This is a genomic window from Amycolatopsis thermoflava N1165, assembly GCF_000473265.1.
Classification (GTDB): domain Bacteria; phylum Actinomycetota; class Actinomycetes; order Mycobacteriales; family Pseudonocardiaceae; genus Amycolatopsis_E; species Amycolatopsis_E thermoflava.
The window spans coordinates 272965-295400 of sequence record NZ_KI421511.1 but is presented as its reverse complement, the minus strand read 5'-3'; the positions used below and the strand labels follow the sequence as shown (position 1 = coordinate 295400).

Sequence of the window (22436 nt, the reverse complement as noted above, 5' to 3'; positions counted from 1 at the left end):
ATGGATTTCACGTTCGACGCCAAGACCGAGGAGCTGCGGACGAGGCTTCTCGAGTTCATGGACTCCCACATCTACCCCGCCGAGCCGGTCTACGAGGAGCAGCTGGCCGAGCGCGAGAACGAGTGGACCTTCCCGCCGGTCGTGGAGGACCTCAAGGCCGAGGCGCGCAAGCGGGGCCTGTGGAACTTCTTCCTGCCGGGCGAGCACGGCGCGGGGCTGACGAACCTGCAGTACGCGCCGCTGGCGGAGATCACCGGCCGCAGCCCGCACCTGGCGCCGGTCGCGCTGAACTGCTCGGCGCCGGACACCGGGAACATGGAAGTGCTCGCGATGTTCGGCACCGAGCAGCAGCGCAAGCAGTGGCTGCAGCCGTTGCTGGACGGTGAGATCCGCTCGGCGTTCGCGATGACCGAGCCGGACGTGGCGTCCTCGGACGCGCGCAACATCGGCACCAGCATCCGCCGCGACGGCGACTCCTACGTGATCACCGGCCGCAAGTTCTACATCACCGGCGCGATGAACCCGAACTGCAAGATCTTCATCGTGATGGGCAAGACCGACCCGGATGCCGAGCCGCACCGCCAGCAGAGCCAGATCCTGGTGCCGCGGGACACGCCGGGCGTGCACGTCAAGCGCGGCATGAACGTGTTCGGCTACACCGACGGCTCGCACGGCGGGCACGCCGAGGTGGTCTTCGACGAGGCGCGGGTGCCCGCGGACAACCTGATCGGCGAGGAGGGCGACGGGTTCGCCATCGCGCAGGCCCGCCTCGGCCCCGGCCGGATCCACCACTGCATGCGCTCGATCGGCATCGCCGAGCGGGCCATCGAGATGATGTGCCGCCGCACGCTGGGCCGGTCCACGTTCGGCAAGCCGATCGCCGAGCAGGGCGTGGTGCAGGACTGGATCGCCGAGTCCCGGGTGAAGGTCGAGCAGCTGCGGCTGCTGGTGCTCAAGACCGCGTGGCTGATGGACACCGTCGGCAACCGCGGCGCGCACACCGAGATCCAGGCGATCAAGATCGCCACCCCGAAGACCGTGGAATGGATCCTGGACAAGGCGATCCAGGCGCATGGCGCGGGCGGGCTGTCGCAGGACTACCCGCTCGCCGAGATGTGGGCGGGGATCCGCACGCTCCGCTTCGCCGACGGACCGGACGAGGTCCACAAGCGCTCGCTCGCCCACCGCGAGCTGAAGAAGTACCGATCGGAGGCCCGATGAGCACGCTGACCGCCGACGACCTGCGCGCGCGGGTGGGTGAGTTGCTCGCCGCCCACCCGCCGGCGAGCACGGACCGGCTGGAGTTCCTGCGGGCGCGGTTCGACGCCGGGCTGGCCTGGGTGCACTACCCGGCCGGCCTCGGCGGCCTGGACGCGCCGCGTGAGCTGCAGAACGTCGTCGAAGCCGAGCTGGCGAAGGCCGGCGCGCCGGACAACAACCCGCGCCGTATCGGCATCGGGCTGGGCATGGCGGCGCCGACCATCCTGCGGTTCGGCACCGACGAGCAGAAGCAGCGCTACCTGCGTCCACTGTGGACCGGCGAGGAGGTGTGGTGCCAGCTGTTCAGCGAGCCGGGCGCCGGATCGGACCTTGCGGCGCTGGGCACCCGCGCGGTGCGCGACGGGGACGAGTGGGTGGTCAACGGGCAGAAGGTGTGGACGTCGGTCGCGCACATCGCCCGCTTCGCCATCCTGGTCACCCGCACCGACCCGGACGTGCCCAAGCACCAGGGCATGACGTACTTCATCTGCGACATGACCGATCCCGGTGTCGAGGTGCGGCCTCTGCGGCAGCTGACCGGTGAGGCCGAGTTCAACGAGGTGTTCCTGTCCGGGGTGCGGATCCCGGACGCGAACCGGCTCGGCGCGGTCGGCGAGGGCTGGAAGGTCGCGCAGACGACGCTGATGAACGAGCGCGTGGCGATCGGCGGCAACGCGATCCCGCGCGAGGGCGGCCTGATCGGGATGGTGTCGAAGACCTGGCGGGACCGTCCGGAGCTGCGCACGCCGGAGCTGCACGACCGGTTGCTGAAGTTGTGGGTGCAGGCCGAGGCGGCGCGGCTGGCCGGGACGCGGTTGCGTCAGCAGCTGGCCGTCGGCGCGCCGGGTCCGGAGGGCTCGGCGATGAAGCTGGCGTTCGCGAACCTGCAGCAGGCGCTGACCGGGCTGGAGATCGAACTGTCCGGTGAGGACGGTCTGCGTTACGACGACTGGACGTTGCGCAGGCCGGAGAAGGTCGACATGCTCGGCCGCGGGCCCGGGTACCGCTACCTGCGGGCGAAGGGGAACTCGATCGAGGGCGGCACCTCCGAGGTGCTGCGCAACATCATCTCCGAACGCGTGCTCGGGCTGCCGTCCGAGCCGCGGGTGGACAAGGACGTCGCGTGGAAGGACCTGCCGCGGTGAGCGATCTGCTGTACTCCGAGGTCGAGGAGGACCTCCGGGCGAGTGTCCGTGACCTGCTGACCGACCGGGCCGGGTTCACGTCCGTGCTGGCGCGCACCGAAAGCGCCGAACCGTACGACCTGAAGCTGTGGCGCACGCTCGCCGCGGATCTCGGGCTGGCCGGGCTGGCGGTGCCGGAGGAGCTGGGCGGGCAGGGCGCGTCGTACCGCGAAGTGGCGGTCGTGCTGGAGGAGCTCGGGCGGTCGGTGGCGCCGGTGCCGTTCCTGGGCAGCGCGGTGCTGGCGACGGCGGCGCTGCTGGCGGCCGGTGACACCGAGCTGTTGCCGCGGCTGGCGGGCGGTGAGCTGATCGGGGCGCTGGCGGTGCCGCTGACCACGGCGCCGGACGCTGGGTTTCCGGGTGGCGTGTCGGCCAACACCGAAGGTGCGCTGAGCGGTTCGGTGCGGACGGTGGCGGACGCGTCGGTGGCGGACGTGCTGGTCGTGCCCGCGGTGGGCCCGGACGGCCCGGGGCTGTACGCGGTGGAAAAGGCCGGGGCGACGGTGACCGAGGTGGTGTCGCTGGATTTGACGCGCCGGCTGGCGGACGTGTCGTTCGACAACGCGTCGTCGCGGTTGCTGACCTCGGGGCCGGGCGTGGAGTCGGCGTTGCGGCAGGCGTTGCTGGTGGGCGCCGGGTTGCTGGCGTCGGAGCAGGTCGGGGTCGCGCAGTGGTGTCTGGATGAGACGGTCGCGTACCTGAAGCAGCGCTACCAGTTCGGGCGGCCGGTGGGTTCGTTCCAGGCGCTGAAGCACCGGCTGGCGGACCTGTACCTGGAGATCGTGTCGGCCCGCGCGACGGCGCGATATGCCGCGGACACGCTGGCCACGGGTGATTCGGATGTGCCGGTCGCGGTGGCGGTGGCGCAGTCGACGTGCTCGGCGGTCGCGCTGCACGCCGCCGAGGAGTCGGTGCAGCTGCACGGTGGCATCGGGATGACCTGGGAGCACCCGGCGCACCTGTACCTCAAGCGCGCCAAGAGCAGCGAGCTGGCGCTCGGCACGCCGGGGCGGCACCGTGCTGCGTTGGCGGGGTTGGTGAATCTGCCGCCCGCGTGAGTTGCAGGGTTCGCGGGTTTCGGGGGCCGGTGCCGGTGGTGCCGGCCCCCGTTTTTGTTGATCTGGGGGCCGTTCGCGGGGTGGCGGAACGGTGAGCCGGATCGTGCGGCCGCGAATCGCGCGGTCGTTCAGGCGATAAACCCGGTTGCCCGGTTACGAGCGAGTGGGGCAGTCATGGCGATCGTGATCCGATGCTGGTCCAATCGCAGCCACACCAGTGGGCACCTCGCGCCGCACGAGCGGACATGTCAGGCCGCGCGAGCGGGTATCTCGTGGCCACCCCACACGAATGGACACCTCATGGCCGCGCGAACCGTCATGTCATGGCCGCGCCGCGCGGATGGACATCTCACGTCCGCGCCGATGGGCATCTCGCGGCCCCACCGCGCACCGGCACCTCGCGACCGCACCGATGGGCGCACCTCACGGCCCCACCAGTGGACACCTTGCGGCCCCACCGATGGCCATCTCGCGTGCCACCCCGCGGCAAGGTCAGGGCCGCAGCGAATCGACCAGCAGATCGGCGTAGTGGGTGCCGACCTCCTGCGCGCTCAGCCGCCCGTCGCTGCGGTACCAGACCGCCAGGTGGTGCACGGAGCCGAAGAAGAAGTCCACCACGATGTCCGCCGGTTTGTCCGTCCGGAACACGCCCTCGCGCTGGCCCTCTTCGATCAGCGACCGGAACAGCACGTGGTAGCGCCGCCGGTCGGCGCGTACCGCTTTGCGCTTCGACGGGCTGAGCTGGTGCATGGACTGGAAGAAGATCGTCGTGTCGTCGAGGTTGTCGATGCTGCTCACGACAACATCCGAGGCGGCCGCGTGCAGGCGCGCGCTCACCGGCTCGCCGCTGGCCACGACCTTCTCCAGCTGCTCGGTCTGCAACCGCAGGACGCGGCCGTAGATCTCGTGCAGCAGGTCGTCCTTCGAGCCGAAGTAGTGGTACATCGCGCCCTTGGTGACGCCGGCCGCGGCGACGATCTCCTGCACCGACGTGCGGTCGAACCCCCGCTCGGCGAACAACCGCGTCGCCGCCGACAGCAGCCTCGCCGGCACCGGCTCCTCGGTCATCCGCACGTCCTTCCTCGACCGGCACAGCATATCCGCGGCTCCGGTCGCACCTCCCGGGTGCGACCGGAGCCGACCGTCACTCGCCCAGCGCGGACTCCACCTTGCGCTGCAGCTTGTTCATCCCGCCCAGCCACCGGTCCGTCTGTGTCGCGCGGGTGGCGTAGTACTCGGCGACCTCGGGGTGCGGCAGGATCAGGAACCGGTCGTCCGCGAAGGCCTCCATCACCGTGTCGGCCACCTGGTCCGGCTCGATCGCCGAAGCGCCCATGATCAGCTGCCCGCCGACGCCCGTCGCGGCCAGCATGTTCGTCCGCACCCCCTGCGGGCAGATCGCCTGGACCGTGACGCCCCGGTGCCGGTACGTCGCCGACAGCCACTCGGCGAACGCCAGCGCGCCGTGCTTGGTGACCGAGTACGGCGCGGACCCCAGGCTGGTCAGCAGCCCGGCCGCGGACACCGTCGCGAGGAACCGGCCCCGCCCGCGCTCCAGCCACCCGGGCAACAGCAGGTGAGCCGCCCGGACGTGGGCCATCACGTTGACGTCCCACGCCCGCGCCCACACCTCCTCGGGCACCTCCGGCCCGCCGTGCGGGGCGATCCCGGCGTTGGCGCAGAACAGGTCGATCGCGCCCAGCTCCGCCGACGCCCGCGAGATCAGCGCCGCCACCCCGTCGACACCGGCCGCGTCGCCGGCGACCGCGACCCCGCCGACCTCCGCGGCCACCGCTTCGGCGGCCGGGCCGTCCAGGTCCGCCACCACGATCCGCGCGCCCGCCGCGGCGAACCGGCGCGCCAGCGCCGCCCCGATCCCGCCGCCACCGCCGGTGATGACGACCCCGGCGCCGTCCAGTTCGAAGCTCACAGCCCGCCTCCCAGGGTCACGCCGCCGTCGAGGACCACGGTCTGCCCGGTGATCCACCCGGCCTCGTCGGACAGCAGGAACGCCACCGCGCCCGCGATGTCCTCCGGCACGCCCAGCCGCTTCATCGGGTACGCCGCGGACACCTCCTCCTCGCGGCCTTCGTACAGCGCGGTGGCGAACTTCGTCTTCACCACGGCCGGGGCGACCGCGTTGACCCGGATCTTCGGCCCCAGCTCGACCGCCAGCTCCTGGGTCAGCCGGATCACGGCCGCCTTGCTCACGCCGTACAAGCCGATCCCGGGCGAGGCACGCAGCCCCGCGATGGAGGCGACGTTGACGACCGACCCGCCGTGCTCGCCCATCCACGCGTCGCGCGCGTGGCGCAGCCAGGCCAGCGGCGCGAGCACGTTGACGGCGAGGATCTTCGCGGCGGCCGCGGGGTCGATGTCCAGCACGGGGCCGTAGACCGGGTTGATGCCGGTGTTGTTGACCAGCATGTCCAGCCGCCCGAAGGTCTCGACCGTCTTCGCGACCGCCTCCTCCTGGTGCGCCGCGTCGTCGGCCTTGCCGGGCACCGCGATCGCCACGCCCGGCCCGCCCAGCTCGTTCACCGCGTCGGCGAGCGGCTCGGGCTTGCGGGCGGTGATGCACACCCGCGCGCCGCGCTGCACCAGCTCGCGGGCGATGCCGAGGCCGATGCCCCGGCTCGCCCCGGTGACGATCGCGACGCGGTCCTTGAACGAGTTCACCATCGGGCTCCTGTCTCCTGTCCACCTTGACTAAGCGCTCGCTTACAATGGGAACGGCCGGACCGCCGTGTCAAGTCTCCCGCCAGGCGGTTCCTTACTGGGAGGATTCCGCCATGACGATCTCGCTGTCCGCCGAACTCTGGCCGGAGGTGCAGCCGGACGCGGCACGGCGGCTGATGCTGGCCGGTGTCGAGTCCTTCGCCCGCCGCGGCTACCACGCGACCACGACACGCGACATCGCGAGCGCGGCAGGCATGAGCCCGGCGGCGCTGTACGTGCACTTCCCGTCGAAGGCCGCGCTGCTGTTCGCGATCAGCAAGAGCGGGCACCAGCAGACGCTCGACCTGGTCGAGGACGTCGCCAAGCGCGCCGACGAGCCGGCCGAGCGGATGCGCCGCATCGTCGCCGACTTCGTGGCCTGGCACGCGCGGCGGCACACCGTGGCGCGCGTCGTGCAGTACGAGCTGCAGGCGCTGCCCGAGCAGGAGTACCAGGTCGTGGCCGACCTGCGGCGCCGCATCGAGCACCTGGTGCGGGGCGTCATCGAGGACGGCGTCGCGCAGGGGCAGTTCGTGGTCGCCGACGTCAAGACCGCCGCGCGAGCGGTCCTGTCGCTCGGCGTCGACGTGGCGCGCTGGTACAGCGAGCGCACCGGCAAGACACCCAAGGCGCTCGGCCGCGAGTACGCGGACCTCACCCTGCGCATGCTCGGCGCGCAACCCTGACAGCGACGGTGCCACGACGGCCACCGTACCCCACATACTAAGCGGTCGGTAACCTCGTTCCCGGCGTGATCGGCGCTACCGTCACGGCATGAGCGAAATCCGCCCGTTCCACCTCGACGTCCCGCAGTCCCAGCTCGACGACCTGCACGCGCGCATCGACCTGACCCGCTGGCCCGACGAGCTGCCGGGCGTGGGCTGGAGCTACGGCATCCCGCTCGGCTACGTCCAGGAGCTGACCCGGTACTGGCGCACGAGCTACGACTGGCGCGCGCACGAGAAGCGGCTCAACGAGCTGGGCCAGTTCACCACGGAGATCGACGGCCAGCGCATCTACTTCCTGCACGTCCGCGCGGCCGACGACGACGCGCTGCCGCTCATCCTCACGCACGGCTGGCCCGGCTCGGTCGTGGAGTTCCTGCCGGTGATCGAGGCGCTGTCGGCTCGGCACCACCTGGTCATCCCGGCCATCCCCGGCTACGGATTCTCCGGCCCGACCACCGACACCGGCTGGGACGTGCCGCGCATCGCCCACGCGTTCGCCGAGCTGATGCGCCGCCTCGGCTACGACCGCTACGGCGCGCAGGGCGGCGACTGGGGCTCGGCGATTTCCCGGCAGCTGGGGATCGACGACGCCGCTCACGTCGCCGGCGTGCACGTCAACATGCTCGGCACCGCCCCGTCCGGCAACCCCGCCGAACTGGACGAGCTCTCCCTGGCCGACAAGGAGCGGCTGGGACGGCGCGAGCACTACCAGCGCGAGCTGTCCGGCTACATGAAACTGCAGTCCACGCGCCCGCAGACCCTGGCCTACGCGCTGCACGACTCCCCCGTCGGTCAGCTCGCCTGGATCGTCGAGCGGTTCCAGGAGTGGACCGATTCGGACGGCACCCCGGAGGACGCGGTCGACCGGGACCTGATGCTGACCAACGTGATGATCTACTGGCTGACCGGCACGGCCGGGTCGTCGGCGCGGCTGTACCGGGAGTCGGCCCGCAGCTGGGGCAGGCAGCCCGGGCTCGACGTGCCGATGGCCGTCGCCGTGTTCCCGCACGACATCGTGCTCCCCGTGCGCCGCCTCGCCGAGCGCGACAACAACATCGTGCGCTGGACGGAGTTCGACCGGGGCGGGCACTTCGCGGCGATGGAGGAACCCGACCTCTTCGCCGAAGACGTCCTGGCGTTCTTCGCTTCGCTCTAGAGTGGGCGCATGCTGAAACCCGATCCCGGCCGGCTGCTCGCCGTCGCCCGCGAAGAGGCCCTGCTCGGCAAGTCCGAGGGCGGCGTGCCGATCGGCGCGGCGCTGTTCACTGTGGACGGTGAGCTGCTCGGCCGGGGCCACAACCGCCGGGTCCAGGACGACGACCCGTCGATGCACGCCGAGACCGCGGCCTTCCGCAACGCGGGCAGGCGCCCGCACTACCGGGACACGGTGATGGTGACCACACTCTCCCCCTGCTGGTATTGCAGTGGTCTGGTGCGGCAGTTCAGCATCTCCCACGTGGTGATCGGCGAGGCCCGCACCTTCTCCGGTGGCCACGACTGGCTGGCCGGGCTGGGTGTCGGCATCACGATCCTCGACGACCCCGCGTGCGTCACGCTGATGACGGAGTTCATCGAAGAGCGCCCGGATCTGTGGTTCGAGGACATCGGGGTCGAAACTTCCTGAGGAGCTGCCATGTCACCGTCCGTTCCGCTGATCGACCTGACGTCCTGGTTCGACGGGACCGGCCGCGAACGGGTGGCCGCCGAGGTGGACCACGCACTGCGGGAGTCCGGCTTCCTGCTGATCACCGGGCACGGCGTGCCGGACGAGCTGCGCGCGCGGGTGCGGTCGCGGGCGCGGGAGTTCTTCGCGCTGCCCGCCGAGGTGAAGCGGCGGTACGCGGTGACGGTCGGCGGGCGCGGCTGGCTGCCGCCGGGGGTGGAGGCCAACGGGTACGCCGAGGGCACCGAGACCCCGCCGGACCTCAAGGAGTCCTACTCGGTGGGCGCGGACGCCGCGGTCGGCGTGCCGGAGGTCGACGAGTTCTGGTTCCAGCCCAACGTGTGGCCGTCGGAGGTCCCGGAGTTCGCGGCCGCGTCACGCGAGTACATGGCGCGGATGCGGGAGCTGTCGGACGAGCTGCTGACGGTATTCGCGGCCGCGCTCGGCCTGCCCGCGGACCACTTCACGCGGCACACCGGGCACCCGACGTACACGTTCAACATCAACTGGTACCCGGCGCTGAACCGGGTCGGCGCGCCGGAACCGGGGCAGTTCCGGATCGGGCCGCACACCGACTTCGGCACGGTGACGGTGCTGGACCGGCAGGCCGGGGTCGGCGGGCTGCAGGTCTGCACCAGTGACGGCGAGTGGGTGGACGCGCCGTTCGACCCGGCGGCGTTCACGGTGAACATCGGGGACCTGATGGCTCGCTGGACGGGCGACCGGTGGCGCTCGACGCGGCACCGGGTGCTGCCGCCGTCGGCGGACGCGCCGGACGAGGACCTCGTGTCGCTCATCTTCTTCTACGAGACCGACCACGACGCGCGGATCGCCTCGCTCGCGCCGCCGCTGGGCCGCACGGCGTACCCGGAGGTCGTGGCGTCGGAGTACCTGCGCGGCAAGCTCGACGCGATCACCGTGGCCCCCTGACCCGGGCGGGCCAGGGGGCGCCACGACGTCAGTTGCGGCCGTACTCCCCGCCGCAGTCACAGCAGTTGCCGCAGTTGCAGTTGCCCGGCGTCTCCATGGTGGTGTCCCTTCCGTTCGGAGGTGGTTCGCCGTCCTGGTCGCCGGGCCGCCCGGAATAGTTCCGCCGTTCACCCGATGGTGCAACACGGACGCAACATCGACTGCCTACGGTGCTGCCATGGCGACCACGACAGGGCGAAAAACAGGCGAATACGGCGAAAAAGTCGTCGCGGTCGAACCGGGTGGTGTCGAGCCGGTGCCGGTGGCGGACCGGCACGGCAGGCCGCGGCAGCTGTTCTGGACCTGGGCCTCGCCCAACCTGGAGTTCGCCACGATCTTCGTCGGCGTGCTGGCGGTGTCGGCGTTCGGGCTGAGCTTCGCGCAGGCGGTGGTCGCGGTCGCGATCGGCAACGGGCTGGGCGCGGTGTCGCACGGCGTGCTGTCGGCGCGCGGGCCGCGGTTCGGGGTGCCGCAGATGGTGTTGAGCCGCCTGCCGTTCGGCTACCGCGGCAACGCGGTGCCCGCCGCGTTGATGTCGGTGACGGCGGGGATCGGCTGGTTCGCGGTCAACAGCGTCAGCGGGGCGTTCGCGCTGAACACGCTGACCGGGATGCCGGTGCTGCTGTGTCTCGTGATCGTGGTGGTGCTGCAGATCGGGATCGCGTTCTTCGGACACAACCTGGTGCAGGCCTACGAACGCTGGATCTTCGGGGTGCTGGCGGTGGTGTTCGCGATCGGGGCGGTGGTCACGTTCGCGCAGGCGTCGCCGAGCGCGGTCGGCGGGACCGGCGGGGTGGGCGGGTTCCTGCTGACGGTCGGCGCGGCGTTCGGGTACACCGCGGGCTGGAACCCCTACGCGGCGGACTACACGCGGTACCTGCCGGAGTCGGTGAGCGGCCGGGCGGTCGGCTGGGCCGCGGGCAGCGGCTTGTTCGTGGCGACGACGGTGCTGATGGCGACGGGCGCGGCGTCGGCAACGCTGGGCGGCGGGGACGGCAGCCCGACGGCGGCGTTCACCGGGCACATGCCGGGCTGGTTGTCCGCGCTGACGCTGCTGGCGATCGCGCTCGGAGCGGTGGCCGCCAACGCGCTGAACGTCTACTCCGGAGCGCTCGCGTTCCTCACGCTGGGCGTGGAGCTGCCGCTCGCGTGGCGGCGGGCGATGGTGGCGGTCGCGTTCGGCGTCGTCGGGTTCGTGCTGGCGTGGCTGGGGCTCGCCGACGCGGGGACGGCCTACGAGCACTTCCTGCTGGTGATCGCGTACTGGGTGAGCCCGTGGCTGGGTGTGGTGTTCGCCGACCAGTTGATGCGGCGCGGGCAGGCCGGGCTGGCGCGCCTGCTGCCGGACACCGGGCGGTGGGGCTGGCAGGGACTGGTGGCGTTCCTGGTCGCGGCGGTGGTGTCGATCGCGTTGTTCGCGAACCAGACGCTGTACGCGGGTCCGGTGCCGCGGGCGGTGCCGGAGGTGGGCGACGTGACGTGTTTCGTCGGGTTCGCGCTGGCGGCCGGGTTGTACGCGGCGGTGGGCCGTCGCTGGGCGCGCGGCTGAGGGTCACCAGCGGTCCCAGTGCAGGACCTCGCGCCGGTCGATGCGCGGCGCGGGCCGGAATTCGGTGCCGAGGGTGAAGGCGAGCGGCACGAGCGCGGCCAGCATGACCTCGTCGTGCGGCACGCCGAGGGTGGCGGCGAGTTCCTTCTCCAGCGGCGCGTGCGCGGTGGTCCAGACCGTTCCGAGGCCGCGGTTGCGCGCGGCGAGCATGAAGCTCCAGACGGCGGGCAGGATCGAGCCCCACGTCATCGCCTGGTCCAGCACCGGCGCGTGGTCGGTGCGGCCCTCGACGGCCGGGATCACGAACGCCGGCACCCGGTGGATGTTGTCGTAGAGGTACTGGGCGCCCTCGCCGATGCGCCGCATCGACCCGGGGTGGGCGGTCATGCGGCGCAGGTCCTTGTCGGTGAGCGGCCGGCCGCTCGCCAGCTGGACCGCGCGCCGGAAGATGCCGGCCACCGCGGCGCGCTGGGCCTTCCCCGTGACGACCAGGAAGTGCCAGCGCTGGCGGTTGCGTCCGGTCGGGGCCTGGGTGGCGAGGTCGACGCACTCCTCGATGAGGTGGCGCGGCACAGGCCGGGTGAAGTCGAGGCGCTTGCGCACGGCACGAGTGGTGGACAGGACCTCGTCGGCGGTCAGATCGAGCGTCATCAGCGTCTCCCAGATCATCTGTAAGCAGATTGTTTGCGACCATACGGTTGTGATTGATCTGCTGTCAAACAATTGGCGAGCAGACGATTCGTGGTAGTGTGCGCGTCATGGCGGCCAGATCGGAGGAGTCCTACTTCCCGCGGCTCGCGGCGGAACGGCTCGACATCGCGCTGTGCCGGGCGTCGGCGTCGGTGGCCCGGGCGGCGGAGAAGGCCGCGGGCGAGCAGGGACTGGGGGTCGGGCAGCACCTGGTGCTGAAGATGCTCGCGGCGGTGGGGCCGCGTTCGCAGCAGGTGCTGAGCGAGGAACTGCGGATCGACCGCAGCGTGATGGTCGGGATCGCCGATGACCTGGAGAAGGCCGGCCACGTCCGGCGGGAGCGGGATCCGCGGGACCGGCGGGCGTACGCGGTGACGATCACCGCCGCCGGGCGCCAGGCGCTGGCGAAAGCCGAGGCGGCGACGCCCGGGTTCCTGGACCGCACGTTCGCGGCGCTGTCCGCGGGGGAACGCGATCAGCTCGCGGCGCTGCTCGGAAAGCTGCTGACCGCGGATTGACCGCGACGCCGATCACGCGGGACCGGCGCCGGCGCCGCACGGGGGTGATCAGCCAGCCGGGGCGCACCAAGGCGCCGCCCCGGAGTCGTGGCTCGGGTCAGGCGACGTGGCCGACGGCCGGCGCCAGCACCGCCCGCCCGGCCCCGGTCAGCACCCCGGGCACCAAGCGCCCCCCAGCACCGGACGACGGCGATCAGCCCGCCAGGGCGCGCCAAGGCACCCGGGAGCCGCGCCTCGGGTCAGCACCACCGTGATCAACCTGCCGGCGCTCACCAAGGCACCCCGGAGTCGTGGCTCGGGTCAGCGCGGCCCTGATCAGCCAGCCGGGGCGCACCAAGCCGCCCCGGAGTCGTGGCTCGGGTCAGGCGACGTGCCCGACGGCCGACACCAGCACCGCCCGCCCGGCCTCAGTCAGCACCCCGGGCACCAAGCGCCCCCCAGCACCGCACGACGGCGATCAACCTGCCGGGGCGCACCAAGGCACCCCGGAGGCGCGCCTCGGGTCAGCACCACCGTGATCAACCTGCCGGGGCGCACCAAGGCACCCGGGAGCCGCGCCTCGGGTCAGCACGACCGTGATCAACCTGCCGAGGCGCACCGCGCCCGGCGCCGCAGCTCAGGTCAGGCGACGTGCCCGACGGCCGGCGCCAGCACCGCCCGCCCGGCCTCGGTCAGCACCGCGGGCACCAGGCGCTCCCCGTCGCCGTCCGGGCGGATGTAGCCGCCGTGGGCGAGGGCGTGCGCGGCCATCTGGTCGCAGCAGGCGACTCCGTCGATGAAAAGGTCCGGTTCGACGCTGGACGACATCACGGCGCGGCCCTGGGCCACCGCTCGCAGCATCGCCATCGCCCGATGGGACAACTCTTCACCTGTACCGGACACCGGGATCTACCCCCTTGCGTCGTCACCTGCTGTTGCCTCTGTTATCGCACACTGGTCCATTAGTGTTAACGACCGGTCCCGCGACACGCCGTCAACCACCTACCGCGGTGACTTCCGGCTCGGGCAGGGCGGGGCCGAGGACCCGGGCCCACTGGCGGATGATCCGGCGCCGCCGGGAGGTGTCGTCGGCGAGGAGGTTCGCCAGGCCCAGCCCGCGGGCCAGGTCGAGCGTCGACTGGACCAGTTCCCGCACCCCGGGCCGCGCCTCGTCGACCCCGAGCAAATCGACCGCCAGCCGGTGCGCCTCCCGGCCGACCTTGGCCTGCAGCGGCACCAGCACCGCCCGCAGGGACTCATCGCTGGACGCCGCGACCCACAGGTGCAGCGCGGCGCGGAACATCGGGCCGGTGTAGAGGTTGAGCAGCATGTCGACGACCGGTTCGATGCGGGACCGCCCGGACGGCAGCCCCTCGGCGCCGCGCCGCATCTCGGCGATCTGCACCTCGCCGACGTACTCGACCGCTGCCGTGACGAGGTCCTCCCGCGTCGGGAAGTGGTGCTGGGCGGCCCCGCGCGAGACCCCGGCGCGCTGCGCGATGAGCGCGACGGTGGTGCCGGCCCACCCGACCTCGCCGATGCAGTCCACGGCTGCGTCGATGAGCTTGCGACGGGTGGTCCGGCTGCGCTCCTGGCGGGGCTCCGGCACGGGTCTTCCTCCTAGTACGACTTCGGGAGGCCCAGGGAGTGCTGGGCGACGAAGTTGAGGACCATCTCGCGGCTGACCGGGGCGATCCGGCCGACGCGGACGGCCCCGAGCAGCGTACCCAGCCCGTACTCGGACGCCATGCCGTTGCCGCCGTGGGTCTGGATCGCCTGGTCGACCGCCTTGATCGCGACCTCGGCGCCGGCGTACTTGGCCATGTTCGCCGCCTCGCCCGCCCCGAAGTCGTCGCCGGAGTCGTACAGCGCGGCGGCCTTCTGGGTCATCAGCTTGGCCAGCTCGAGCTCGATCTTGACCTGCGCCAGCGGGTGCGCGATGCCCTGGTGGGTGCCGATCGGCGCGCCCCACACGCTGCGCTCCTTCGCGTACGCCACGCCCTTGTCCAGCGCGTACCGGGCGATGCCGATGGAGAACGACGCGCCCATGATCCGCTCCGGGTTGAGCCCGGCGAACAGCTGCGCCAGCGCCGCGTCCTCGGACCCGACGAGCGCCTCGGCGGGCAGCCGGACGTCGTCGAGGAACAGGCCGAACTGCTTGTCGGCCGAGACGAGGTCCATCTCGATCTGCTTGTACTCGAACCCGGGCGTGCCGGTGGGCACGATGAACAGCGCCGGCTTCAGCTTGCCGGTCTTGGCGTCCTCGGTTCGGCCGACGACGAGCACCGCGTCGGCCTCGTCGACGCCGGAGATGAACACCTTGCGCCCGTTGAGGATCCAGTCGGCGCCGTCCCGGCGTGCCGTCGTCTTGAGACGGTGCGAATTGGACCCCGCGTCGGGTTCGGTGATGGCGAAGGACATCCGCACCTCGCCGGTGGCGAACCGGGGCAGCCACGAGCGCTTCTGCTCGTCGGTGCCGTACCGGGCGATCACGGTGGCGCAGATCGCCGGGGACACCACCATCAGCAGCATCGGCGTGCCCGCGGCGCAGAACTCCTCGCACACCGCGGCGAGGTCGCCGATCCCGGCGCCACCGCCGCCGTACTCCTCGGGCACCGACACGCCGAGGTACCCCAGCCGCCCGGCCTCGTTCCACAGATCGCTGGTGTGGCCGCCGCTGCGCGCGACCTTCACGTAGTACTCGTGCCCGTAGGCGCGGGCCAGGTCGCCGACCGCCTTGCGCAGCGCGATCCGCTCTTCGGACTCGACGAAATTCATGCTTGCTCCTTCGGCGTGACGACGGCGAGAACGGTGCCCGGTTCGACCTGCTGCCCCACCGTCACGGGCAGGTCGGTGACCTCGCCGTCGGCCGGCGCGGTGATCCGGTGTTCCATCTTCATGGCTTCCAGCCACAGCAGGGGGTCACCGGCGGCGACGGTGTCCCCGGCCGCGACGGCGATCCGCAGGACGGTGCCCGGCATCGGCGCGACCAGCGAACCCGCGGCGAGCGCGGCCTCCGGGTCGGTGAACCGCGGCACCGGGACGAGGTCGACGGCGCCGAGCGCGGAGTCGACGCACACCAGCCCGCGGTACCGGCCGACGAGGAACACGCGCCGGACGCCGTCGACGTCGAGCACCACCCGGTCCGGGGTGGCCTCCACGACTTCCGCGTCGTCCAGGCGGAGCCCGGGACGGTAGGTGACCTCGACCTCGGTGTCCCCGGCGAGGTAGCGCTTGCGCAGCGGCGCGGAGGCCACATTGCGCCACCCGGCGGGCAGCCTGCCGAGGGTCCGCGCCGATGCCCGGTTGGCGGCGGCCTCGGCCAGCGCCGCCGCGGTCGCCGACCACCGCACGCCGGCGGCGTCCGCGGCGGGCCGGGACAGGACGTCCAGCCCGTGCCGGTCCAGGAACGCCGTGTCTGTCTTGCCGGCCAGGAACTCCTCGTGCCGCAGGATGTTGACCAGCAGGTCACGGTTGGTGCGCAACCCGTGGATGCGTGCGCCGGCCAGCGCCCGCGCCAGGCGCCGGGCCGCTTCGGCGCGCGTCGGGGCCCAGGCGATCACCTTGGCGAGCATCGGGTCGTAGTGCACGCCCACCACCGAGCCGTCCACCACGCCCGCGTCCAGCCGCAGCCCGGCCTCGCCGCCGAGGGCGAATTCGGCGTCCACGCCCGGGATCTCGAACCGGTGCAGCGTGCCGCTCTGCGGCTGCCACCCGGCGGCCGGGTCTTCGGCGTACAGCCGCACCTCGATCGCGTGCCCCCGCGACGCGGGCGGCTCGGCGGGCAGCCGCTCGCCCTCGGCGATCCGGATCTGCAGAGCCACCAGGTCCAGGCCGGTGACGCACTCGGTGACCGGGTGCTCGACCTGCAGGCGCGTGTTCATCTCCAGGAAGTAGAACCGCCCGTCGGATGTGGCGAGGAACTCGACGGTGCCGGCGCCGACGTAGTCGATCGCCTTCGCGGCCTTGCGCGCGGCGTCGAACAGTTCGGCCCGCATCGCGTCGTCGACCAGGGGCGACGGCGCCTCTTCGACGACCTTCTGGTGCCGCCGCTGGATCGAGCACTCCCGCTCCCCCAGCGCCCACACCGTGCCGTGGGTGTCGGCGAGCACCTGGACCTCGATGTGCCGCCCGGTCTCCAGGTACCGCTCGCAGAACACCGTCGGGTCGCCGAACGCCGACGCGGCCTCCGCGCTCGCGCTCCGCACGGCCTCGGCGAGTTCACCGAGCGTCCGCACCACGCGCATCCCGCGTCCGCCGCCACCGGCGGATGCCTTGACCAGCACCGGAAGATCACCTTCGGTGACCGCGGACGGGTCCAGTTCGGACAGCACCGGCACCCCGGCGGCGTCCATCAGGCGCTTGGACTCCACTTTGGAGCCCATGGTCTCGATCGCGGACGGCGGCGGGCCGATCCAGGTGAGCCCGGCGTCGATCACCGCCCGCGCGAACCCGGCGTTCTCGGACAGGAATCCGTAGCCGGGGTGGACGGCGTCCGCGCCCGCCGAGCGCGCGGCCTCGACCAGCAGGTCGGCGCGCAGGTAGGTCTCGGACGGCGTGTTGCCGGGCAGCCGGACCGCCGCGTCCGCCTCCGCCACGTGCGGTGACGCGGCGTCAGCGTCGGAGAACACGGCCGTCCGGGCGATGCCCAGCGCCGAGCAGGTGCGGAACACGCGGCGGGCGATCTCCCCGCGGTTGGCGACCAGAACGTTGTCGATCACGTCACTCACATCCGGAAGACGCCGAAGCCCTCGGCGCCCCTGATCGGTCCATTGTGGATGGCGGACAGGCACAGCCCGAGCACGGTCCGGGTGTCCCGCGGGTCGATGATGCCGTCGTCGTAGAGCATGCCGGACAGGAACATCGGGAGCGACTCGGCCTCGATCTGCTGCTCGACCATCGCGCGCATCGCGGCGTCGGCGTCCTCGTCGTAGGGCTGGCCGCGCCCGGCCGCGGCCTGGCGGGCCACGATCGACAGCACACCGGCCAGTTGCGCCGGGCCCATCACCGCGGACTTCGCGCTGGGCCAGGCGAACAGGAACCGCGGCCCGTACGCCCGCCCGCACATGCCGTAGTGCCCGGCGCCGTAGGACGCGCCCATCAGCACGGACAGGTGCGGCACCTTCGAGTTGGACACCGCGTTGATCATCATCGCGCCGTGCTTGATGATGCCGCCCTGCTCGTACTCCTTGCCGACCATGTAGCCGGTGGTGTTGTGCAGGAACAGCAGCGGCGTGTCGGTCTGGTTGGCGAGCTGGATGAACTGCGTCGCCTTCTGCGACTCCTCGCTGAACAGCACGCCCTGCGCGTTGGCGAGGATGCCGACCGGGTAGCCGTGCAGGCTCGCCCATCCGGTGACCAGGCTGGTGCCGTAAAGCGGTTTGAACTCGTCGAAGTCGGAGTCGTCCACGACGCGGGCGATCACCTCGCGCGGGTCGAACGGGACCTTCAGGTCCGCGGGCACGATGCCGAGCAGGTCCTCGGCGTCCAGCAGCGGCTCGTCGTAGTCCGGTTTCGGGGACGGGCCCTGCTTGTGCCAGTTCAGCCGCTTGACGATGCTGCGGCCGATGCGGATCGCGTCCTGCTCGTCGTGCGCGAGGTAGTCGGCCAGGCCGGAGGTGCGCGCGTGCATCTCCGCGCCGCCCAGCGACTCGTCGTCGGACTCCTCCCCCGTCGCCATCTTGACCAGCGGCGGGCCGCCCAGGAACACCTTCGCGCGTTCCTTGACCATCACCACGTAGTCGGACATGCCGGGCAGGTAGGCGCCGCCCGCGGTGGAGTTGCCGAACACCAGCGCGATGGTGGGGATGCGCTCGGCCGAGGAGTTCGTCAGGTTGCGGAAGGTGCGCCCGCCCGGGATGAAGATCTCCTTCTGGGTGGGCAGGTCCGCGCCGCCGGACTCGACCAGGTTGATCGTCGGCAGCCGGTTCTCCGCCGCGATCTCCGCCGCCCGCAGGCTCTTCTTCAGCGTCGCCGGGTTGCTCGCGCCGCCCTTCACGGTCGGGTCGTTGGCCACGATCATGCACTCGACGCCTTCCACGACGCCGACGCCGCTGACCACGCTGCCGCCGACGGTGTAGTCGGTGCCCCAGGCGGCCAGCGGCGACAGTTCGAGGAACGGGGAGTCCTCGTCGATCAGCAGCTCGATCCGCTCGCGCGCGAGCAGCTTGCCGCGCTTGCGGTGGCGCGCCACGTACTTCTCGCCGCCACCCGCGATCGCCTTCGCGTGCTCGGCCTCGAGTTCGGCGAGCTTGGCCGCCATCGCCTCCCGGTTGGCCGCGAACTCCGCGCTCCCTGTGTCCACTCCGGACCGGATCACGCTCAAGCCGTGTACCCCAATCGTTTCGCCGCGAGACCCGCCAGGATCTCGTTGGTGCCGCCGCCGATGCCGAGGATGCGGACATCGCGGTAGTGCCGTTCCACTTCGGACTCCCGCAGGTAGCCGAGGCCGCCGTGCAGCTGGACCGCCTCGTTGACCACCCACTCGGCCGTCTCGACCGCGGTGTTCTTCGCGAAGCAGGCCTCCGCGATGACCTCGTCACCGGCGACGAACCGCTGCGCGACGTGCCGGGTGTAGACGCGGGCGAGGTCGATCCGCCTGGCCATTTCCACGAGCTTGTGCTGCACCAGCTGGCGGGAGATCAGCGGACGGCCGAACGTCTCCCGCAGCCGGCACCACTCCAGCGTCAGGTCCAGCGCGCGCTGGGCAGTCGCGTAGCCCTGCACCGCGAGCGAGAGCCGCTCGGTGACGAAGTGGGTCGCGATCTGGATGAACCCGGTGTTCTCCTCGCCGACCAGGTTCGTCGCGGGCACCCGGGCGTCGGCGAACGACAGCTCGGCGGTGTCCGAGCAGTGCCAGCCCATCTTTTCCAGCTTGCGGCTGACCGTGAACCCCGGTGTGCCGCGCTCGATCACCAGCAGCGAGACCCCGTGGGCGCCGGGCCCGCCGGTGCGCACCGCGGTGGTCACGAAGTCGGCGCGAGTGCCGGAGGTGATGTAGGTCTTGGCGCCGTTGACGACATAGTGGTCGCCCTCCCGGCGAGCGGTGGTACGGATGCCGGCGACGTCGGAGCCGCCGTCGGGCTCGGTGATCGCCAGCGACCCGATGAGACGGCCCTCGATGGTCGGCCGCACCCAGCGTTCGATCTGCTCGGAGTCGCCCGCGGTGACAATGTGCGGCAGCGCGATGCCGTTGGTGAACAGCGACGCGATCAGCCCGCCCGATCCGCCCGCGTACAGGATCTCCTCGGTGACGGTCATCGCGTCCAGGAAGTCGCCGCCACCGCCGCCGGCGCTCTCCGGGAACGACACCCCGAGCAGGCCGATCTCGCCTGCCTTGCGGTGCAGCTCGCGCGGCAGCTCGCCGGCGCGCTCCCACTCGTCCAGGTGCGGCAGCACCTCGGCCTCGACGAACCGGCGCACGGTCTTGCGCAGCGCGGTCCGCTCGGGCGTGGCGAACGGGTCGGTCACAGCAGCACCTCCGGGATGTCGGCGTGGCGCGAGCGCAGCCACTCGCCGAGCGCCTTGGCCTGCGGGTCGAACCGGGCCTGCGCCGCGACGCCCTGGCCGAGCAGTCCTTCGACGACGAAGTTGAGCGCACGCAGGTTGGGCAGCGCGTACCGGCGGACGGTGATGTCCGCGGTTTCCGGCAGCAGCCGCTGGAACTCCTCGACGGTGAGGTGGTGCGCGAGCCAGCGCCACGCGTCGTCGGAGCGTGCCCACACGCCGAGGTTGGCGTCGCCGCCCTTGTCGCCGCTGCGGGCGCCGAGGATCGTGCCCAGCGGCACGCGCCGGGCCGGCCCGTCGGGCAGCGGTTCCGGGAGCTCCGGCTCGTCCACTTCGGACAACGGAAGCGTGTCGGCCGCGGGTGCGATGTCCACCCGGGAGCCGTCCGGCAGCACGGCCACGTGTGGCACCTCGGCGGCGTCCACGTAGGCCGCGGTGTAGACGCCGTACGGCGAGGCGTCCGAGGGCGGCGCGGTGACGTGGAAGCCGGGGTAGCTGGCCAGGGCCAGTTCGATCGCCGCGCCGCTGAACGCGCGTCCGGCCACCTTGGGGTCGGCGTCCTTGACCGCGCAGTGCAGCAACGCGCTGGCGCGCTGCTCGGTGTCGGCGTCCTCGTGGTCGGTGCGGGCCAGCGTCCAGCGGATCTCGGCGGGCGGCCGGTCCTTCAGCGCGCCTTCGAGCTGGTCGCGCACCAGCGCCGCCTTGGCCTCGATGTCCAGTCCGGTCAGCACGAACGTGGTCTCGTTGCGGAAGCCGCCGAGGGTGTTCAGGCAGACCTTGAGCGTCGGCGGCGGTGCCTCGCCGCGGGTGCCGGAGATCCGCACCCGGTCCGGGCCGTCCTCGGTCAGGGTCAGCGTGTCGAACCGGGCGGTGACGTCCGGTCCGGCGTAGCGGGCCCCGGCGATCTCGTAGAGCAGCTGGGCGGTGACGGTGCCCGCGGTCACCGCTCCCCCGGTGCCCGGGTGCTTGGTGATCACGCTGGAGCCGTCGGCGGCGATCTCCGCGATCGGGAAGCCGGGGGTGCCGGTGTCGTGTTCGGTGAAGAACGCGTAGTTGCCGCCGGTGGCCTGGGCGCCGCATTCGATGACGTGCCCGGCGGCGACCGCCCCGGCGAGGGCGTCGTAGTCGTCGCGGGCCCACCCGAAGTGCGCGGCGGCCGGGCCGACGACCAGCGAGGCGTCGGTGACGCGGCCGGTGACGACCACGTCCGCGCCGCGCTCCAGGCACGCGGCGATGCCCCACGCGCCGAGGTAGGCGTTGGCGGTCAGCGGTTTCCCGAGCCCCAGCTCGTCCACTCTGGACAGCAGATCGTCGCCCTCGACGTGAGCCACGGCGATGTCCAGGCCCAGCTCCCCGGCCAGCTCGCGGATCGCGGCGGCCAGTCCGGCCGGGTTGAGGCCGCCCGCGTTGGTGACGATCCGGACGCCGTTCTCCTTGGCCAGCGCGAGGTTGTCCGCCATCTGGCGCAGGAAGGTCTTGGCGTAGCCGCGGCTGGGGTCCTTGAGCCGGTCGCGGCCGAGTATCAGCATGGTCAGCTCGGCGAGGTAGTCCCCGGTCAGCACGTCCAGCGGGCCGCCGGTGAGCATCTCGCGCACGGCGGAGAACCGGTCGCCGTAGAACCCGGAGGCGTTGCCGATGCGCAGCACGTCGCTCATGCGAACTGCCCCGCCTTCCGGCCGGCCCCGGGCGGCCCGGCGAAGGCCTGTGCGATCTCCAGCCACTTCTCGGCGTCCGGCCCGATGGCGACGACGTCGGTGTCGGCCGGGTGCCGCCGCTGCGTGACGACGAGGCAGAACCCGAGCGCGGACCCGGTGACGCGCTGCGCCGCGTCCGCCGGGCCGAACGTCCACTCCTCACCGTCTACACCGGACAGTTCGACGCGGAACTCCTCGGCGGGCGGTGTGAGTCCGTGCACCGAGAATGCGAAGTCGCGGGTGCGCACGCCGAACCGCGCGATCTGCCACAGCCGCCGGGCCGGCTCCCGCCGCAGGCCGAGCGCGTCGTACACGTCCTGCGCGTGCGCCCAGGTTTCCATCAGCCGCGCGGTCGCCATGGACGCGGCGCTCATCGGCGGCCCGTACCACGGCAGCTTCTGGCCCTCCGGCACGCGCGCCAGTTCGCGGGCCAGCTCGTCGCGCCCGGACCGCCACATCGCCAGCACCTCGTCACGTGGTTTCGCGGCCAGTTCCCGCGCGCCCTGGTCGACGAAGTCGTCGCCCGCGGCCAGCGCCCGCTGCACTTCGGCCGGGAACTCGTCCGGGGTGCGCACCGCGACCAGCGACTTGGCGTCGGTCCACGCCAGGTGCGCGATCTGGTGCGCGATCGTCCAGCCCTTCGCCGGGGTCGGGGTCGACCACCTCGCCTCGCTCACCAGGTCGTCGAGCTCCCGGCTCTCGTCGGCCAGGTCCCGCAGGATCGGTCCGGGGTCCGCCACGCCATCGCCTCCTCGCGCACGCTTGGCGCCGAGCCTGGCACCAGTCCGCGGAAAAATCAAGCACGCTTGATTGTTTTGGCTAGCACGCCACGCCGACACGCCCGCATCTTGGGGTATCTGGACAGGGCGACCCCAAGATGTAGTCTTCGATCACCGGCAGGGTCCGACGGCTGGGGAAGC

Annotated in this window: 21 protein-coding genes; 9 read left to right on the top strand and 12 right to left on the bottom strand. The window is 71.9% G+C overall.

Annotated elements, in window-relative coordinates; all coding sequences use genetic code 11:
- Genes AMYTH_RS0101455 through AMYTH_RS0101445 form a run of 3 tightly spaced genes read left to right on the top strand, consistent with a single transcriptional unit; the run spans position 1 to position 3502 of the window.
- A complete protein-coding gene (locus AMYTH_RS0101455; protein ID WP_027928800.1) occupies positions 1-1221 on the top strand; it encodes an acyl-CoA dehydrogenase family protein in 1221 nt (406 codons plus the stop codon).
- Positions 1218-2405: an acyl-CoA dehydrogenase family protein gene (locus AMYTH_RS0101450; protein ID WP_027928799.1), complete on the top strand. Its 1188-nt coding sequence runs from the start codon at positions 1218-1220 to the stop codon at positions 2403-2405. The genes AMYTH_RS0101455 and AMYTH_RS0101450 overlap by 4 nt, the downstream gene beginning before the upstream one ends.
- Entirely contained in the window at positions 2402-3502 is a 1101-nt protein-coding gene (locus AMYTH_RS0101445) for an acyl-CoA dehydrogenase family protein (RefSeq protein ID WP_027928798.1), read from the top strand. The genes AMYTH_RS0101450 and AMYTH_RS0101445 overlap by 4 nt, the downstream gene beginning before the upstream one ends.
- Before the next feature lie 492 nt (positions 3503-3994).
- On the opposite strand, the gene AMYTH_RS0101440 is transcribed toward AMYTH_RS0101445, so the two are convergent.
- The 3 genes from AMYTH_RS0101440 to AMYTH_RS0101430 all read right to left on the bottom strand — a co-directional run bounded on the left by AMYTH_RS0101440 (position 3995) and on the right by AMYTH_RS0101430 (position 6184).
- The gene (locus tag AMYTH_RS0101440) at positions 3995-4570 is read right to left on the bottom strand and encodes a TetR/AcrR family transcriptional regulator (RefSeq protein WP_208722439.1); all 576 of its coding nucleotides are present in this window, start codon (positions 4568-4570) and stop codon (positions 3995-3997) included.
- A gap of 76 nt (positions 4571-4646) precedes the next feature.
- Positions 4647-5432, bottom strand: coding sequence for an SDR family NAD(P)-dependent oxidoreductase (locus AMYTH_RS0101435; protein ID WP_027928796.1), 786 nt, complete (start codon positions 5430-5432; stop codon positions 4647-4649).
- Positions 5429-6184: an SDR family oxidoreductase gene (locus AMYTH_RS0101430; protein ID WP_037322119.1), complete on the bottom strand. Its 756-nt coding sequence runs from the start codon at positions 6182-6184 to the stop codon at positions 5429-5431. Before AMYTH_RS0101430 ends, AMYTH_RS0101435 begins: the two co-directional genes overlap by 4 nt.
- Positions 6185-6294: 110 nt before the next feature.
- On the opposite strand from AMYTH_RS0101430, the gene AMYTH_RS0101425 reads away from it, so the two are divergent.
- The 5 genes from AMYTH_RS0101425 (at position 6295) to AMYTH_RS0101405 (ending at position 11129) form a co-directional block, all read left to right on the top strand.
- A complete protein-coding gene (locus tag AMYTH_RS0101425) occupies positions 6295-6906 on the top strand; it encodes a TetR/AcrR family transcriptional regulator (protein ID WP_027928794.1) in 612 nt (203 codons plus the stop codon).
- 88 nt (positions 6907-6994) lie between these two features.
- Positions 6995-8104 (top strand): epoxide hydrolase family protein, encoded by a 1110-nt coding sequence (locus AMYTH_RS0101420; RefSeq protein ID WP_027928793.1) that lies wholly within the window; start codon positions 6995-6997, stop codon positions 8102-8104.
- A 9-nt stretch (positions 8105-8113) separates the two neighbouring features.
- Entirely contained in the window at positions 8114-8572 is a 459-nt protein-coding gene (locus AMYTH_RS0101415; protein ID WP_017982963.1) for a nucleoside deaminase, read from the top strand.
- 9 nt (positions 8573-8581) lie between these two features.
- Positions 8582-9541 (top strand): isopenicillin N synthase family dioxygenase, encoded by a 960-nt coding sequence (locus AMYTH_RS0101410; RefSeq protein WP_027928792.1) that lies wholly within the window; start codon positions 8582-8584, stop codon positions 9539-9541.
- A gap of 217 nt (positions 9542-9758) precedes the next feature.
- The gene (locus tag AMYTH_RS0101405; RefSeq protein WP_027928791.1) at positions 9759-11129 is read left to right on the top strand and encodes a purine-cytosine permease family protein; all 1371 of its coding nucleotides are present in this window, start codon (positions 9759-9761) and stop codon (positions 11127-11129) included.
- Positions 11130-11132: 3 nt separating this feature from the next.
- Here AMYTH_RS0101405 and AMYTH_RS0101400 read toward each other — a convergent pair whose 3' ends face one another.
- Positions 11133-11780: a nitroreductase family protein gene (locus AMYTH_RS0101400; RefSeq protein WP_027928790.1), complete on the bottom strand. Its 648-nt coding sequence runs from the start codon at positions 11778-11780 to the stop codon at positions 11133-11135.
- Positions 11781-11887: 107 nt separating this feature from the next.
- Between AMYTH_RS0101400 and AMYTH_RS0101395 the strand changes: the two genes are divergently transcribed.
- Complete coding sequence (locus AMYTH_RS0101395; protein ID WP_027928789.1) at positions 11888-12337, top strand: MarR family winged helix-turn-helix transcriptional regulator; 450 nt, start codon at positions 11888-11890, stop codon at positions 12335-12337.
- 621 nt (positions 12338-12958) lie between these two features.
- Here the strand turns inward: AMYTH_RS0101395 and AMYTH_RS0101390 are convergent.
- The 8 genes from AMYTH_RS0101390 to AMYTH_RS0101355 form a co-directional block, all read right to left on the bottom strand.
- Positions 12959-13183: a hypothetical protein gene (locus AMYTH_RS0101390; protein ID WP_017982967.1), complete on the bottom strand. Its 225-nt coding sequence runs from the start codon at positions 13181-13183 to the stop codon at positions 12959-12961.
- Between the two features lie 127 nt (positions 13184-13310).
- Positions 13311-13925, bottom strand: a complete 615-nt coding sequence (locus AMYTH_RS0101385) for a TetR/AcrR family transcriptional regulator (protein WP_027928788.1) — start codon at positions 13923-13925, stop codon at positions 13311-13313.
- A gap of 11 nt (positions 13926-13936) precedes the next feature.
- Positions 13937-15094: an acyl-CoA dehydrogenase family protein gene (locus AMYTH_RS0101380; RefSeq protein ID WP_017982969.1), complete on the bottom strand. Its 1158-nt coding sequence runs from the start codon at positions 15092-15094 to the stop codon at positions 13937-13939.
- The gene (locus AMYTH_RS0101375) at positions 15091-17037 is read right to left on the bottom strand and encodes an ATP-binding protein (RefSeq protein ID WP_027928787.1); all 1947 of its coding nucleotides are present in this window, start codon (positions 17035-17037) and stop codon (positions 15091-15093) included. The genes AMYTH_RS0101380 and AMYTH_RS0101375 overlap by 4 nt, the downstream gene beginning before the upstream one ends.
- A 5-nt stretch (positions 17038-17042) precedes the next feature.
- A complete protein-coding gene (locus tag AMYTH_RS0101370) occupies positions 17043-18641 on the bottom strand; it encodes an acyl-CoA carboxylase subunit beta (RefSeq protein ID WP_027928786.1) in 1599 nt (532 codons plus the stop codon).
- On the bottom strand, positions 18638-19786 hold the full coding sequence (locus tag AMYTH_RS0101365; RefSeq protein WP_027928785.1) for an acyl-CoA dehydrogenase family protein: 1149 nt from the start codon (positions 19784-19786) through the stop codon (positions 18638-18640). The genes AMYTH_RS0101370 and AMYTH_RS0101365 overlap by 4 nt, the downstream gene beginning before the upstream one ends.
- Positions 19783-21477, bottom strand: a complete 1695-nt coding sequence (locus AMYTH_RS0101360; protein ID WP_027928784.1) for an acyclic terpene utilization AtuA family protein — start codon at positions 21475-21477, stop codon at positions 19783-19785. Before AMYTH_RS0101360 ends, AMYTH_RS0101365 begins: the two co-directional genes overlap by 4 nt.
- Positions 21474-22256 (bottom strand): TIGR03084 family metal-binding protein, encoded by a 783-nt coding sequence (locus AMYTH_RS0101355; protein WP_027928783.1) that lies wholly within the window; start codon positions 22254-22256, stop codon positions 21474-21476. The genes AMYTH_RS0101360 and AMYTH_RS0101355 overlap by 4 nt, the downstream gene beginning before the upstream one ends.
- Positions 22257-22436 lie beyond the last annotated feature (180 nt).